At 40.5% G+C, this 16,817-nt stretch carries 13 protein-coding genes; all 13 read right to left on the minus strand.

The features are described 5' to 3' along the window. Positions 1-35 precede the first annotated feature (35 nt). The gene (locus AACV00_RS11020) at positions 36-1,217 is read right to left on the minus strand and encodes a bifunctional tRNA (adenosine(37)-C2)-methyltransferase TrmG/ribosomal RNA large subunit methyltransferase RlmN (RefSeq protein ID WP_004243825.1); all 1,182 of its coding nucleotides are present in this window, start codon (positions 1,215-1,217) and stop codon (positions 36-38) included. 141 nt (positions 1,218-1,358) lie between these two features. Then, positions 1,359-1,784: a nucleoside-diphosphate kinase gene (gene ndk / locus AACV00_RS11025; protein ID WP_004243827.1), complete on the minus strand. Its 426-nt coding sequence runs from the start codon at positions 1,782-1,784 to the stop codon at positions 1,359-1,361. 235 nt (positions 1,785-2,019) lie between these two features. Continuing rightward, complete coding sequence (gene pbpC / locus AACV00_RS11030) at positions 2,020-4,341, minus strand: peptidoglycan glycosyltransferase PbpC (protein WP_004250636.1); 2,322 nt, start codon at positions 4,339-4,341, stop codon at positions 2,020-2,022. A gap of 48 nt (positions 4,342-4,389) precedes the next feature. Next, complete coding sequence (locus AACV00_RS11035) at positions 4,390-9,474, minus strand: alpha-2-macroglobulin family protein (protein ID WP_445260477.1); 5,085 nt, start codon at positions 9,472-9,474, stop codon at positions 4,390-4,392. Between the two features lie 268 nt (positions 9,475-9,742). Beyond that, positions 9,743-10,168, minus strand: coding sequence for an enhanced serine sensitivity protein SseB C-terminal domain-containing protein (locus AACV00_RS11040; RefSeq protein ID WP_004248435.1), 426 nt, complete (start codon positions 10,166-10,168; stop codon positions 9,743-9,745). 27 nt (positions 10,169-10,195) lie between these two features. Continuing rightward, complete coding sequence (gene pepB, locus AACV00_RS11045; RefSeq protein WP_004243837.1) at positions 10,196-11,491, minus strand: aminopeptidase PepB; 1,296 nt, start codon at positions 11,489-11,491, stop codon at positions 10,196-10,198. Between the two features lie 280 nt (positions 11,492-11,771). Beyond that, complete coding sequence (gene iscX, locus AACV00_RS11050) at positions 11,772-11,966, minus strand: Fe-S cluster assembly protein IscX (protein ID WP_004243841.1); 195 nt, start codon at positions 11,964-11,966, stop codon at positions 11,772-11,774. A gap of 15 nt (positions 11,967-11,981) precedes the next feature. Then, a complete protein-coding gene (fdx, locus tag AACV00_RS11055; protein WP_004243842.1) occupies positions 11,982-12,317 on the minus strand; it encodes an ISC system 2Fe-2S type ferredoxin in 336 nt (111 codons plus the stop codon). 2 nt (positions 12,318-12,319) lie between these two features. Then, positions 12,320-14,170, minus strand: coding sequence for a Fe-S protein assembly chaperone HscA (gene hscA / locus AACV00_RS11060; protein WP_004243843.1), 1,851 nt, complete (start codon positions 14,168-14,170; stop codon positions 12,320-12,322). Positions 14,171-14,181: 11 nt separating this feature from the next. Beyond that, positions 14,182-14,703, minus strand: a complete 522-nt coding sequence (gene hscB / locus AACV00_RS11065) for a co-chaperone HscB (RefSeq protein ID WP_004243844.1) — start codon at positions 14,701-14,703, stop codon at positions 14,182-14,184. A 48-nt stretch (positions 14,704-14,751) separates the two neighbouring features. After that, on the minus strand, positions 14,752-15,075 hold the full coding sequence (gene iscA, locus AACV00_RS11070; RefSeq protein ID WP_004243846.1) for an iron-sulfur cluster assembly protein IscA: 324 nt from the start codon (positions 15,073-15,075) through the stop codon (positions 14,752-14,754). A gap of 90 nt (positions 15,076-15,165) precedes the next feature. Further along, complete coding sequence (iscU, locus tag AACV00_RS11075) at positions 15,166-15,552, minus strand: Fe-S cluster assembly scaffold IscU (protein ID WP_004243847.1); 387 nt, start codon at positions 15,550-15,552, stop codon at positions 15,166-15,168. Between the two features lie 24 nt (positions 15,553-15,576). After that, complete coding sequence (locus tag AACV00_RS11080; RefSeq protein ID WP_004243849.1) at positions 15,577-16,791, minus strand: IscS subfamily cysteine desulfurase; 1,215 nt, start codon at positions 16,789-16,791, stop codon at positions 15,577-15,579. Positions 16,792-16,817 lie beyond the last annotated feature (26 nt).

Below are 16,817 nucleotides of genomic sequence, written 5' to 3' on the forward strand. Positions count from 1 at the left end.
AAACCACAACACAAAGCGAAAGTTATCCACCTCTATCAGACTGCTTTTACTGAAATTGGTTCACCTTGCAGACGTTTTTTCAGAGTACGCTTAGTTCGGTCAATCACATCACCAGCAAGCTGACCACAGGCAGCGTCAATATCATCACCACGTGTTTTACGTACAATAGTGGTGAAACCATATTCCATTAACACTTTAGAGAAACGATCAATGCGACTATTAGAACTACGTCCATAAGGTGCGCCTGGGAACGGGTTCCATGGAATTAAGTTGATTTTACAAGGTGTATCTTTTAAGCACTCTGCTAATTGATGTGCTTGTTCAGTGCTGTCATTAATATGATCAAGCATGACATACTCAACAGTAACTCGACCTTGGTTTGCATTAGATTTAGCAATATAACGACGCACGCCATCAAGAAACATTTCAATATTATATTTCTTGTTAATAGGAACAATTTCATCACGAATATCATCTGTTGGTGCATGTAATGAAATCGCTAAAGCAACATCAACCGCATCAGCTAATTTATCTAATGCAGGTACGACACCGGATGTAGACACGGTGACTCGACGTTTAGATAAACCAAAGCCAAAGTCATCCATCATAATTTCAAGAGCAGGAATAACATTGTTAAGGTTAAGTAATGGTTCACCCATTCCCATCATAACAACATTAGTGATTGGACGACGTCCAGTCTCTTTTAAAGCACCAATAATTTTAGCAGCACGCCACACTTGGCCGATAATTTCAGAAACTTTAAGGTTACGGTTAAAACCTTGTTGTGCTGTTGAACAGAATTTACACTCTAACGCGCAACCCACTTGTGATGAAACACATAACGTCGCACGATCATCTTCAGGAATATAGACTGTTTCAACTTGTTGAGAGCCTACTTTAATCGCCCACTTAATAGTGCCATCCGCAGAGCGTTGTTCTTCAGACACTTCAGGTGCCTTGATTTCGGCAATCTCTTTTAACTTCGCACGCAGCACTTTGTTGATATCTGTCATCTGATCAAAATCATCATAGCAATAATGGTATATCCATTTCATGATTTGATCAGCGCGGAAAGGCTTTTCGCCCATAGAGACAAAAAGCTCACGCATCTGTTTACGATTTAAATCTAACAGATTGATTTTTGTTTTTTGATTCACAGTATTTTCTTTAGAAACAGCGACAGAAGCGCTTGGCGCTGGAGTGGTAGATTGGGTCATGACATTGCCTCGTTGTTACACTATGCGGCCTACGTTAATAAAATCTATTAACGGGATACTTATTAATTAATAAAAAGACGCCCCATTAAAGATTAACAGGGCGTCGCATTGTACATTTTTTCGTATACAGATGCTAATAAATTAGCGTGGGCAAATTTCGTTTTCAGTAAAGAAATAAGCAATTTCACGCGCAGCTGAAGCTTCTGAATCTGAACCATGCACTGCATTTTCTGTAAAGCTATCCGCGTAATCAGCACGTAAAGTACCCGCTAAAGCGTTATCAGGATTAGTTGCACCCATTAAGTCACGATGACGTTGGATAGCATTTTCGCCTTCTAATACTTGTACCATGATAGGGCCAGAAGTCATAAACTCAACTAAACCATCAAAGAAAGGACGGCCTTTATGCTCTTCATAAAAACCTTCTGCTTGTTCACGAGTTAAATGCAACATTTTTGCTGCTACGATGCTGAAACCCGCACTTTCAAAGCGGTTATAGATTGCACCAATAACATTTTTTTTCACTGCGTTTGGTTTGATAATAGAAAAAGTGCGCTGAATAGCCATGTATTACCTCAAAATATTGTATTAATAACAACTTATGTTGCCTGTTTTTATCGCAGATCATGGAAAAACAGCTCAAAACCGTATCCCCTGCAAAAATAAGGGATTGATTATAGGGGGATAACAATAAATTGCACAGATGAAATCCCGCTTTTTTTTAAAAAACTGTGGCAAAAAAGTTATAATTTATCGATTTAATCACATTTTTTGCCTTCATTTGATTAAACTCTGCACTTATTTAACGAAAACTGAAATTCACCATATCCGTTTGACCGCTAAGATCAAGCACCGAAAGTTGGTATTTGCCACGTTTTTCTAATAAATAAGAGAACGTTGCCCCATTTTCAGTTTTACCGATTTGTTCACCATTTAAAAACCACCACTGCATACCACTTCCCCCTTGTGTAGAAACCGTTATTTCAAGCTGAGTTTCACCAGGCAATGGACGCAATAAATCCCCTTTTCTTATCCCAGAGATATACAAGGGGATCATATCTTCTTTAATCGGTGGACATGTTAATGAAATTGGTGGTAATCGTTTTGCTCTACGCTCTTTTTCAGGCAACCAAGCATCTAATGCTATCGGCCATAGAGCAATATCCTTTAATTGAGCACCAGGACAATTAGGCCCTGTCCGTTTTCCTTCTTTATCTATCCATACTTTTTCATTGATGCCTAAAATGCCCTCTTGGCTTTCATTCAATAGCGTTGGGGGGATCGTATTATCAAGGATCCAGCTTCGTCGACTAACTCGGCAGTTACTATCTTCTTTAGGCAAAGCTTTTCCCGTTGGCCAACAAATAGCTGCGGCTGAGACACTATTTGGCCTAGGATCAACAGGAGGCCGCTGTTTATTTTGATAAAAATAACTCGTCAATAAATTATTAACTTGATTCATTATCGGTACAGCGGTTGCAAATCCAAACTGCCCCGCAACAGGTGTGCCATCAGGTCTCCCCACCCAAACACCAATGGTATAACGCGCATTAACGCCTATCGACCATGCATCACGATAACCATAACTTGTTCCTGTTTTCCAAGCCAAGGGAACAACCGCTGAAATAGCACTATCAGGACGAGGCCGTGCCTCTCCCGCTAAAATTCGCCGAATGATCCACGCAGCACCGGGTGACATTAACATACGTTCATTGATGGTTTGCTCTGGCGTAAAACGTAACGGCGCGGTCTTTCCATGCCTTGCAAGCGCACTAAAAGTCGCCACTAATTGATCCATTCGTGTTGCTGTTCCTCCTAAAATAAGCGCTAAATTAGGTTCAGAGCCATAAGGAAAACGCATTTCAAGGTGATTATGTCGCAACTTAGCTGCAAATTTTTTTGCGCCATAAGCTTCTATTAATTGAACGGCAGGTAAATTTAATGAACGACTAAGGGCTTCACTCGCACTCACGGCACCGTTAAATCCAGTATCAAAATTACCAGGACGGTAATCTTCAAAACGGCGCGGAACATCTTGTAATAGTGATTCTGCATGGATCAATCCTTCATCCAAAGCAAGACCATAAATAAAAGGCTTTAAGGTTGATCCCGGCGAACGCCATGCACTTATCATATCAACATGCCCAAAGCGTTGATTATCATTAAAGTCCGCCGACCCAACATAGCCTTTAACACTCATATCCGTGTGATCGACCACAAGTATTGCCAGAGAAGTTTTATCGGCTAGCTGATATTTCCACTGTTTGGCTAGCTCTTCTAGTTGTCGCTGAAGATTAATATCAATCGTGGTTGTGATCACCGGCGCTTTTTGCTCGTTATACATACGCCGAGCCAATAATGGCGCGAGTTGTGGCGTTTGTCTTGGTGCAAGTAGCACTTGCTCTTGCTTTATTTCAGCCACTTTCTCTTTGGGCCAAATTTGATATTCCGCTAATCTATCTAATACTTTATCCCGTGCAGCTTGAGCACGCTCTGGATACCGGTCTGGCCTTAAACGACTGGGTGCTTGAGGTAATACCGCCATTAATGTTGCTTCACCTGCTGATAAATCAGCGGGAGATTTACCTAAATAGGCCCAACTTGCAGCGCCAATCCCTTCTAAAGTGCCACCAAAAGGTGCACGGTTAAGATAAATTTCTAAAATCTCATCTTTCGAGTAATACCATTCGAGCTGTAATGTCCGCCATAATTGTTTTAATTTTCCCCCTAAAGTCCGTGAGTGGGGGTCAATCAAACGCGCAACTTGCATTGAAAGCGTACTGCCTCCAGAAACAATTTTTCCCGAGCTTAAGTCTTGCCATGCGGCACGTAAAATAGCTATAGGGTTAACACCGGGGTGCTGATAAAACCAGCGATCTTCATAAGCTATCAAGGCCTGCAAATATTCAGGGGAAACATCAGAAAGGGTAACGTGATAACGCCATATTCCTTCTTTATCAGCAAAACGCCAAAGTGGTGTTCCATCTTCAGCCGTTACTATGGTGGCGATTTGAGGCTCGGGATCTGGCAGTGGCCAGATCTTATCTGCTATCCATAGCAATAATGGTGTTACTAATAGAAAAATAACGCTCGCGGCGATTAACCGCTTATATCCTAGTTTCATTCAATCACTCAAAGGAAAAAGCCCTTTCCGAAGAAAGGGCTGTCTAGCTTAAGGCACAACATCAATTTTATTTTTTGTTGCCCCTACGGCACGCCAATAAGGCACATACATTGACTCAACTTGCGGTGGCGGTACTTGATAACTCCCCGGAGTTACCGCTCTTGCTAAGTAAAGTAATGTCGTAGGACGATATTTATCAACCGCTATTGCAGCAACAAAACGATCATCACGATATTCAAGATGTTTTATATTGGCTTGTCCCATATCATCAATAAACTCCTGCAAATCAGCAGCGCTATCGCTTAAGCTTGCGCTACTTGATGCTAAGTTTTGATTTTCAATTTCAAGCCCCGCAGGTAATAGATCAACCACTAAGGCATCAGGTACATCTCTATTAGCTGAAACCTCTAATTTTACCACCAGCATTTCACCACTTTGTAAGCGATTAGGATCGACTCGATTGCCTTTTAGATCGTAATAACTACGATTGATCTTCAATACATTGCTATAAGGCGCTGGGGCAACTTTTGGATATCCGACAACATTCATTCGAGAGTAAATGGTTGTACCACCTTGGTTGTTTAGCTCTAAACCTTCTTGCAATTGTGTTGCTGTCAATGCTTCATTAACTGCGCGATCACTACTCATTGCTGGCACTTGACGATTAATGGTTACTTCCCAAGGCTTCTCTGCCATATCAATAAAGAAACGACCAGCAAGGTATAGTGAGTTACTCTCTTGTGTAGAGAACCATTCACGCCCTGTTAAGTTATCAGATAATGTAATAACACTGGCATCACGAGTTTGAGTTTCCAAATTGTTTTCACTGAGTAGCGCAATAATCAACGCTTGGTCACGAATAGTACTGCCGTAATCACCTAAACCGTAATTATATTTACGTGGCATGGTGACACCTTCAGCAATTAGGCTTTCAGCACGAGAGTTATCTCCCATCAATTTCAAAGCAACACCTAACTGCACAAGCGCTAAACCACTACCCGCTTGATTACGTTCTAGATATAAACGGCGCAATTCTCCCAAAGGGGCTTTTTGCTGATTAGCCAGAACTAAAGCCGCATATGCTCTTGCTGAGAATCGAGCCGCATCTTGGTTAACCACATACTCTTCATTAACAATATTTTTATCTTGTAAATAACGTAGTAGACGATCATTTGCCCGTTTTAATGCCTCAGTAGGAACTTCATAACCTTGTTGAGACGCTCTAAATAAGAAATCTGTTGCATACGCCGTTAACCAAAACTCTTCACGCCCACCTTGAGCCCACAAGGCAAATCCTCCTTCGGATTTTTGCATTGTTAAGATATGAGCAATCCCTTTTTCTATGGCTTCTTTTCTTTGCATATCTGTTTGTGTTTTGATCCCCAATTGTTTCAACTCTTTCTCTGTTGAATACAAGGATGGATATAATCCACTAACAGTTTGCTCAAGACATCCATAAGGATATGCAAATAACTCTCTAACATAACGCGCTACCTGTAACGGAGGGCGGCTAGTAAGTAATAATTCCCCCTCAAGCGTTGAGCGATTAAATTGATTTAATGCTTCGTTTGGTAGGCGCCAAGACTCACCATCTGCTAATGTATTGGCGTAATGTATTGTCTCAGCAGGATACGCAGGGCGTACACCTATTTTCCAAGTATTTTGATAAGGTTTTATCTCTTCATTAGGTACTTTAATACCATAAATAGACAGGGAAAATTCTCCTTGGCCAAATCCATGTTTTGCCGTAATAGGGATTTGAACTTGAGTTCGTTCACCTTTCGATAATGAAACGGTTTTACTGTCGACACCCGCTAAATCAACTAATCCTGATGCCGTATAATTTAACGTAATAGATTGTGGTGCATCCGTTAAGTTAGTTAAATCTAATGACAGTAACGCATCATCTCCCCCAGCCATAAAGCGTGGTAATGAGAGTTGAGTAACTAATGGCGCGGCAACAACAACTTTACCTTCTTGGCTACCAAATTTATCCGCAGTCCATGCTTGAGCCATAAGGCGGACTTCACCATTAAACTCAGGTATAGGTAAAGAAACCTCACCTTCACCTTGTGCATTTAATTTTACAGGTGTTGATTGTTGAGCAATGATTTGCACATCTGTTAATGGTTTTTTACCACCACGAGATAATGCACTTTCTTCGCTTCCATCACCACCAAAACGTAGGTTGGCTAAACGCCCTTCTCCTTCAATTAACTGACCATAAACATCGTATTGATCAACGCTATAACGCTTACGACCAAAGAAAGCTTCGTACGGATCAGGCGTTTTATAGTCGGTAATATTTAAGACACCTGTATCAACTGCAGACACTAATACATTGATGTTTTCCGGCAATGGCTGGCCTGCAACGGGCTTAGCTTTAATCCGAATTTTTAGATCTTGATTTGGACGAATTTTTTCAGGTGCATCCAGTGCAATATCTATACGGCGATTGTTATCTTGTAGTGGTAAATGCAAAATACCTACTGCACGTTTTACCGTCGCTTGTTTGGATGTATCCCCCGGTCTTACCACCACCGAAGTCAAATATAAATCGTGTCTTGCCCACTCTTTATTAATAGGTACTTCAACATCAAGTCCTTTTTCAGGTACATCAATCTCTTGCCACCATAGTGGCCCATCACTCGATTCTAATAACACATAACCTTTGCCAGGATGAGGGGCTGCAATATTGAGTTTGACTTTTTCACCCGGTAAGTAACTCTCTTTATCTAATTTTAATTTAACTTGATCAGGTCTTACTGCCCCGGTTCCGCCTGTATTATCCATCCAAGAATAGCCCGCCCAAAAACGTAAGCTACTGACAAGTTCTGTTTTAGGATCGACCACTTCTATACGATAAGAGCCCCATTCAACAGGGAAAGCCACTTTTGCGGTACCATCTTTAGCTATTTTGATAGTCTGCTCATCCATTTGCAGATCTTTTTGATTGTAGCCAGACTCCCAACCATTTGAATTAGACCAACGCCAATAATAATCATAACGTTCGTAAATAAATCTTACTTTTAGGTCATCAGCAGGTAATTTTTTACCCTCTTGATCGGTATAAACGATTTCAAACTCCGCCATTGAGTTTTCATCAACACTATAGCCTGATTTATATTTATCATTACGGTAGTCATACACCTCTTTTTTAGCAAAAACAGGGCGAATTCCCGCAAGATGTGTCGCTGGCCATACCGCTTGTTGATAACGGCGAGTAACAGGACGCCCTCCGGCTTCAAGTAAGCTTGCTTGTAAGATAATATTAATCGGTGATTTCACTTCAGCATAACGATCTTTATCAACCGTTAATGCCCCTTCACCATCCGTATCAAGAGTAAGTTCAAATTCATCTAATAAACGACTTAAATTTTCATCTTTTACGGCACCAAATTCATAACCCGGCAGTTGACTGACTGCTTCTCGCGAAGCTTTTAAGAAAACCTGCCCTTGCAAGCGATTATCTGCTGCCGGTGCACCATAAAGATAACGACCTTTAATATCAAAATAAGCATTATTACCACTGAGTAAAATGCCTTTTTTACCGGTGATCTCTAATGCCATACGCTCAGGCATAAAATCTTCAACTTGGAATTGGTAGAAGCGTGGAGTGCCATCGCCTAAATCAAAACGTAATTTCCGAATACCTGTACTCTCATTTTCAGGGATCATCAGTTTCAACTGATAAAAACCATTTTCAGGTTGCCAAACAAAACTACGGGAAACCTGACCATCCGTTTTTAATAAGTCAACTTTAACAGGTTGCTCTTTAATCGGGTTTCCATCACCATCTCGCAATAAACCATTAACGATTAAGGTTTCGCCGGGGCGGTACAGATCGCGTGGACCAAAAACAAAAAATTGTTTGCTATAACCTTGTGGCCCGCCGATATCAAATTCGGATAAATCAAGGGCTGGTTTACGCAAATCAATCATACTGGTTTGCCCATTACGAATAGCGAGTAATAAACGTGCTTTATCACTCTTTTCTAATGTGGCATGCCCTTGATTATCAGTTTTTGTTTTAGATATTAAATTACCTTTTTCATCCAAAAGACGAATTTCAATATTGTCTAATGCTGCGCCATTTTTCAGGGATTGAGTAAAAATATCTAGCGTATTAAGGTAGCTATGTACTGATAAACCGATATCACTAAAAGTAAATACCGTTGCCGGCATGGTATAGGAGTATTTACCTGCCTGCTGCATTACGGCGATATAGACACCCTCTTTTTTCAGGGCTTCAATAGATTTGAGTGGTAATAAGACATTTTCACGGGTGTTTTTTTCTGTATCAAGTTCAAAGCGCCCGCTATACACCAAATCCGCTTGTGACAGAAAATCGTCTGATTCCCAATAGTTAATATTAGAGCGGCTTTCCCATTGAGTTAAAAATTGTGTTAACCGATCATCTTTAACGCGGAAAAAGTTAACATCGACTTGTTCGACATTTAATGCGCTAATTGGCAAACCTTCCGTTGCTTCTAACGGTAATAATGAGCCTTTACTGGTAAAGCCGACCGATGGAAAAATCTCTTCTGTAGTAAATTTTTGGCTAAATGGCTCTACTAATTTACGTTCGTTAATTCCTTTAATTTGAGCATCAATAGTCAGGTTTAACTCTGTTGAAGGTGGCAAATGGCGGAATCGTAACTCCATCAGATTATCAGATAGCTCCCAAGCCCCTTCTAATTTACCTTTTTTAGTATCAACAAGACGGATAACATCATCAAATTTCTGGTCAGGATCGAGTGGTACTGAAAAAGTCACTACCATCGTACTTGCGCCATCGCGTTGTAATTCAGAGGCATCTAATACAGTCACCTCTTTACCTGCATAACGACGAGCAAGTTCATTGCGCACTTCTTGGCTAGTTAATGCAGTTTGATTATTCGTTTTGGTTGTAACTGCGGTTTTATCACCAAGTTGTGTTGTCGTTTGTTGCGATGTGCTTTTTTGTTCCGCAACTTGTGTTGGTTGTGAGTTATCACTCGTCGAAGATTGCTCATCTTCTGTTTTGTTATCATCACAGCCTGTTAAAGCTAATGCTGAAGCCAGTACCACTGCAAGTGTACACCAACGGTACCCTCTTTTTTCCGTGTACTGTCTAAATTGATCTCGATTCATATCCATTTCCTTTAATTCAACCCCTGAATTATATGATGTTTTATGCAGGCTACAATAATACCTAACTCATTAAGTAACCTAATTATTTAATACTACAGCCTTATTTAGACTTTACTAATTATTTATTTGTGCGTTTTTAAGCAAAGTAATAGTAAAACAAAGAGTTACATATAAATGCAAACCATTTGCTATTTTAATCATTTTCTTATTATAGGGTAAAAAAAAGCGATATCTGATGAGATATCGCCTAAACTGCAAAAAAATTAGGTTAGGTATTCAAATTAACGATTGGAATACCCTTACGAAGAAAGCCCCCTAATTTGCGTTGATAAAAAGGGGTTACATGGTGAGTCATAAAATGACTTACACCTTGCTCATCTTTATTCACAAAACAGAAATCCAGAGATTGTCCTTCTTCTAGGTGCTCAAAAGCGGCTTCAGCAGCTTGTGGGAGTATCTGAGCAATAATATTTTCTTCTCCAGTGATTTCTAGCCCAATCAAATAAAATGACTCATCATCACCTTGCTCCAAAGCATTAACAATAAATGCACGACGAATAGGCTTATGTTGACCAAAAAATTCGCTCAATGCTTGTGTTAATTTTTCAGGCTGTGGCTCAAGCACACTCAGTTGTAGAGAAGAACCTTCAACAGCAACAATTTCTTGTACTTCAAATTGTTCAGATACATCCATTACAAACTCCAAATCACATAATGTTTATTATTTTGCTTTTGTTAATAATAAATTAGCGATAGAACGAACACCATATCCTGTTGCCCCAGCAGCCCATTGCTCTACAGATGATTTTCTGTAAGTTGCTGAACAGTCGATATGTACCCAGCCTTTTTTATAATCTTTCACAAAGTGAGAAAGGAAAGCGGCTGCTGTACTTGCGCCTGCGGTATGTGAAGGTGCGGCAATATTATTGAGATCAGCAAAACTTGATGGTAACTGGCTACGATGGAAATCAGCTAATGGTAAGCGCCAGAACAGTTCATTTTCTTGATCTGCACTTGCTAATAATTCATTCGCTAATTTATCATCAAAACTTAATACAGAGTGATAATCATTACCTACGGCCACTTTAGCTGCACCTGTCAATGTTGCCGCATCGATAATCAATTCAGGGGCAAAGTTGCTAGCATCAATTAAACCATCTGCTAAAACTAAACGACCTTCTGCATCCGTATTCATGATTTCAACGGATTTACCATTACGATAACGGATAATGTCTCCTAACTTAAAGGCATTACCGCTAACCATATTATCAGCAATACATAGCAATAGTTTTACGCGTTTATTTAAACCTCGTGTAATAGCTAAAGCCAAAGCACCAGCTAAGGTTGCAGCACCGCCCATATCCGCTTTCATAGAATTCATGGAAGAAGAAGGTTTGATGCTATATCCGCCTGAATCAAAGGTGATCCCTTTACCAACAAGGCAGGCAAAGATAGGGGCTTCGGCATCTTTAGTTGGATTAAAATCTAATGCTAAATAGACGGGATCACGTGAAGAGCCTCGACCTACAGTATAAATTCCCGCATAGTTCTGATCTCGGAGATCAGCCCCTTTGGTGATTTTATAGCTGATATCTTCTTTATCTAAACCACAGAACAGATCAACAGTACGCTGAGCCAGTTGTTCAGGCCCTAACTCTTCTGCTGGGGTATTTATTGTGTCACGCACCCAATCAACAATACGGATACGCGACTCTAATTCTTTTTTGTCCGCTTCACTTAATTGTGGCCATTCGATTGAACGTGCGCCTTTAGGTGCTCTAAAACCTAACCAAAACGCCCAACTACGTTCTAAATCCCAGCCGTCACCAACTAGAGCAACATTACGAATACCTTGACCATCAATTTTGCGTCCACCACGCTGAATGGCCCCTAAGCGGTTTTCTTCCGTTAAGTGAACGGTCATGCCAGTTTCGTTAGTGCTAATTAGTGCTTTTTCTCCCCAACATGCTGCTGCAGGTTCATTAGACAGCATGATAGGCATAATTTGTTTATTCATTTATTATCTCACTTATTATTACTGATGGCAGTTAACCTATTCAGACTACCAGATATTTACCTTTTAGCGTGATCAATTTACTGCAAAAAATCAGTCACGACCATTCTCATTAAAGCCTTTTAGCTAATTGCATGTTACTTTACGAGCAATATCCCATAAACACACGCTGGTTACTCAGTCTTTTGAGGTATTTATTCCTCTTTTAAAGTTAAATCATACTGAGCAATAAAAACAAAAAGACTGGCAATTAACCAGTCTTTCGCATTAATCATTTACTCGATTATTCAAATTCATCAAGCCAAACTAATAAAATTGCTTCAAGAATTTTTTCATTCGATTTTTGTGGATCATCATCAAAATCGTCTAATTGGCAAATCCACTGATGCATATCGGTAAAACGAACGGTTTTTGGATCTGTATCGGGGTAGAGATCATAAAGCGCTTCCCCTATTTCACGTGTATCACTCCATTTCATTTTAAACTCCTAAAATCAGTGTTCTCTCGCATGGTTGATAGAATATTTAGGTATTTCAACGACTAAATCTTCATCAGTTACCTTCGCTTGGCAACTTAAACGACTTTCTGGCTCTAATCCCCACGCTTTATCTAACATATCGTCTTCCAGCTCTGTACTTTCATCAAGAGAGTCAAAACCTTCACGAACGATACAGTGACAAGTGGTACACGCACACGACATTTCACACGCATGTTCAATCTCAATGCCATTACGTAATGCAACATCAAGAATAGACTCACCTTCAGTGGCATCAACAACAGCACCTTCCGGGCAAAGTGTGCTATGGGGTAAAAATACAATTTTAGGCATAGTTATATCTCATCCACAGAATGACCTGCCAACGCTTGACGAATGGAAGTATCCATACGACGCGCAGCAAATTCCTGAGTTTGCTTATCCAGTTGTTTAATGGCGTTTTCAATGGCAACAGGATCTGTTCCCTCAACGCTTTCTATTAAAGTATCTACAACATTATCGATAGCCGTTTTCTCATCTTCAGTTAAGAGATGAGCATCTTCTTGTAATGCTGCGGTTAAACTTTCTAACACGCGAGCGGCTTCGACTTTTTGCTCGGCAAGACGACGAGCTTGTAAATCTTCTTTGGCATTTTCCATTGAAGATTGGATCATATTAGCGATTTCTGTATCACTAAGACCATAAGAAGGTTTTACCTGTACTGAGGCTTCAACACCAGTGGATTTTTCCATCGCACTAACGCTTAATAAACCATCAGCATCCACTTGGAAGGTAACACGTATATGTGCTCCCCCCGCCGCCATTGGTGGAATACCCCGCAAAGTAAAACGGGCTAATGAGCGACAATCACTCACCATTTCACGTTCACCCTGTACCACATGAACACTCATGGCAGTTTGACCATCTTTAAAAGTGGTAAATTCTTGTGCTCTCGCAACAGGGATAGTGGTATTTCGTGGGATCACTTTTTCAACCAGCCCGCCCATGGTTTCTAAACCTAATGAAAGCGGAATAACATCCAACAAGAGCATTTCGCTATCAGGTTTATTACCCACCAGAATATCTGCTTGAATAGAGGCACCAATAGCAACAACTTTATCAGGGTCAATCGAAGTTAATGGTTCACGTTTAAAATAATCGCCTACCATTTGGCGCACCAGTGGCACGCGAGTTGATCCGCCCACCATAACCACTTCGAGCACTTCATCCACGTCAACATCAGCATCTTTTAATGCTCGACGAACGGATAACAACGTACGTTTAACTAAAGGTTGAATTAATGATTCAAATTCAGCGCGGGTAATTTCCCCTTTCCAACCATTGATATTGATATCAGCCACATCATTATCACTTAAAGCGATTTTAGTTTCTGAGGCAATATCAAGTAATTGACGTTGTAAAATAACATCATTTTGATAACCAAATCCCGCACGCTCTCTGATCCAGTCGGCTAACATCATATCAAAGTCATCACCGCCTAACGCAGTATCACCACCTGTTGCTAAGACTTCAAACACCCCTTTAGTTAAACGTAAGACAGAGATATCAAAAGTTCCGCCCCCTAAGTCGTAAACGACAATAGTGCCTTCTTTTCCGGAATCTAATCCATAAGCAATCGCGGCAGCAGTAGGTTCATTTAATAAACGTAATACATGTAAACCTGCACGACGTGCTGCTTCTTTAGTGCCTTGACGCTGTGCATCATCAAAATAAGCAGGTACAGTGACAACCACACCATCAAGTTCACCACCTAATGATTGTATTGCACGCTCTGCTAAGGCTTTTAAAATATCCGCAGAAACTTGAATAGGATCGACAATGCCAGCAGGTGTTTTAATTAATGGCAGTCCACTATCATTGTCATGAAAATGGTAAGGGAGGTTAGGATAACGACTGGTTATATCATTTAGCGAGCGCCCCAGCATTCGTTTTATTGAGCTGATAGTATTGGCGGGATCTTTTTCGGCTTCTTGTTTCGCCTGCCAGCCAACATTAATATTATCAACTTGATACTGCACAACAGATGGCAATAAATAGCGACCTTCACTATCTGAAAGCGCTTCGGCTTGCCCACTACGTACAGTGGCAACAAGTGAGTGTGTTGTTCCTAAGTCAATACCCGCAGCTAATCGACGCTGATGTGGCGCAGGTGTTTGTCCTGGCTCGCTAATTTGTAATAATGACATAACAATTTTCCTTAAAAACCATCAAACAAGCGTTCTTCAAGATGCTCGACTTGCTCTTTTAATTTCGCGAGAAAACGTAATTTTCTCACATTGTCTGCGGCAATGTCCCAAGTCTGACTGTCCAGTGTTTTCACCATTTCATCATAACGTACAGTGTACATTTTCTCTAAGCGCGCAGAAAAATCAGCCAGTAAATTTTCAGCATCAGTACTATGCTCTATATCATCCAGCTCTTCACGAAGCGTAAGCTGCTCCATAAGAAAAGCCGTATCGTGCATCGTTTGTTGCTCATTAGCAATATCGATGCCCTGTAAAGAGAGCATATATTCAGCTCTTGAAAGTGGATTTTTTAAGGTTTGATAAGCCTGATTGATAGTCGAAGCAAACGAAATTGCTTGTACTTGCTCTTTGTCAGATTTACCCGCAAAACGATCGGGGTGATATTGACGTTGCATCTCTTGATAACGAGAAGCAAGCTGTTGTTTATCAATATCAAAACGATTAGGCATGCCTAATAGGGTGAAATAGTCCATACTTCTGCTCTTGGATTAATTGATATTAATACCGTGTATAAATATTGATTACACGGTAAAGCTTTCTCCACAACCACATTCGTTAGCCACGTTTGGGTTGTTAAACTTAAAGCCCTCGTTTAATCCTTCTTTAACGAAATCAAGCTCTGTTCCATCTAAATAGACCATGCTTTTACCGTCAATAATAACTTTCACACCTTTATCTTCAAAAACGGTATCTTCGTCATTGATGACATCAGCAAACTCAAGAACATAAGCCATCCCAGAACAGCCTGATGTTCTTACGCCTAAACGCAAACCTTCGCCTTTGCCACGATTAGCAAGAAAAGAGCGAACACGGTTAGCAGCGGCTTCTGTAAGGGAAATTGACATGGCACACCTCACTCATAAAGAACGAAAGCGGACACTGAAACATAACCTTCAGCATCCGCCAATATTTTATTTTTTTATTATAACAGGCAATTATTTGCCTTGGCGTTTGCTTTTATAGTCTGCAATCGCGGCTTTTATTGCATCTTCAGCCAGAATTGAACAGTGAATTTTCACTGGTGGTAATTCTAACTCTTCAGCAATTGCGGTATTTTTAATCGCTTCTGCTTCATCTAAGGTTTTACCTTTCATCCATTCGGTAACCAAAGAGCTTGATGCAATCGCTGAGCCACAACCATAAGTTTTAAAACGTGCATCTTCAATTACACCGTTATCATCAACTTTGATTTGTAGCTTCATGACGTCACCACAAGCTGGTGCGCCTACCATACCGCTCCCCACTGTAGGGTCGTTGTTATCAAATGAACCCACATTCCGAGGATTTTCATAATGATCAATTACTTTATCGCTATAAGCCATGATTTAACTCCTGAAAACGTCTGATTAATGGTGAGACCATTCGATACTGTTGATATCAACGCCTTGTTTATGCATTTCCCAAAGTGGAGAAAGATCACGTAAGCGACCAATTGCACTGTGAATTTGTTCAATTGCATAATCGATTTCTTCTTCAGTGGTGAAACGACCTAAAGAGAAACGAATAGAACTATGTGCTAATTCATCAGTTAATCCTAAAGCACGTAGTACATAAGAAGGCTCTAAACTTGCTGATGTACAGGCTGAACCTGAAGATACAGCAAGATCTTTCAGTGCCATCATTAATGATTCACCTTCAACATAGTTGAAGCTGACATTAAGAATATTTGGCGCTGTATGTTCTAAAGAACCATTGATATACACTTCTTCAATATCTTTGATGCCATTCCATAAACGTAAACGTAATTCATTTAAACGTTTAGTTTCATCAGCCATTTCTTCTTTCAATATACGGTAAGCTTCACCCATACCCACAATTTGGTGAACGGCTAATGTACCTGAACGCATACCACGCTCATGCCCACCACCATGCATTTGTGCCTCTAAGCGAATGCGTGGTTTACGGCGAACATAAAGCGCACCAATACCCATAGGTCCGTAAACTTTATGTGCAGAAAGAGAAAGTAAATCGACTTTTAATTTGGAGAGATCGATTGGTAATTTACCGACGCTTTGCGTTGCGTCAACGTGGTAAATAATGCCTTTGCTACGGCATAATTCACCAATAGCAGCAATATCTTGCACCACACCAATTTCATTATTCACGTGCATGATAGAAACTAAAATAGTGTCATCACGCATAGCGGCTTCGAGTTCTTTCAAATCAATTAAGCCATCGCTTTTTGGTGCTAAGTAGGTCACTTCAAAACCTTCACGCTCAAGCTGACGACAAGTATCTAAAATCGCTTTATGCTCAGTTTTTGATGTGATGATGTGCTTACCTTTTTTCTGATAAAAGTTTGCAACACCTTTTAGTGCCAAGTTATCTGCTTCAGTTGCCCCTGAGGTGAAAACAATTTCACGAGGATCAGCACCAATAAGATCAGCAATCTGATTACGAGCGATATCGATCGCTTCTTCAGCTTGCCATCCAAAACGGTGCGAACGAGAGGCTGGGTTACCAAAAATGCCGTCAATAGTCAGGCATTGCATCATTTTTTCAGCAACTCGAGGATCAACGGGTGTGGTTGCTGAATAATCTAGATAAATGGGTAATTTCATTGCTCACTAACTCCAAAGACGACAGA

The organism is Proteus sp. G3927 (assembly GCF_963894685.1).
In the GTDB taxonomy this organism is placed as follows: Bacteria; Pseudomonadota; Gammaproteobacteria; order Enterobacterales; family Enterobacteriaceae; genus Proteus; species Proteus mirabilis.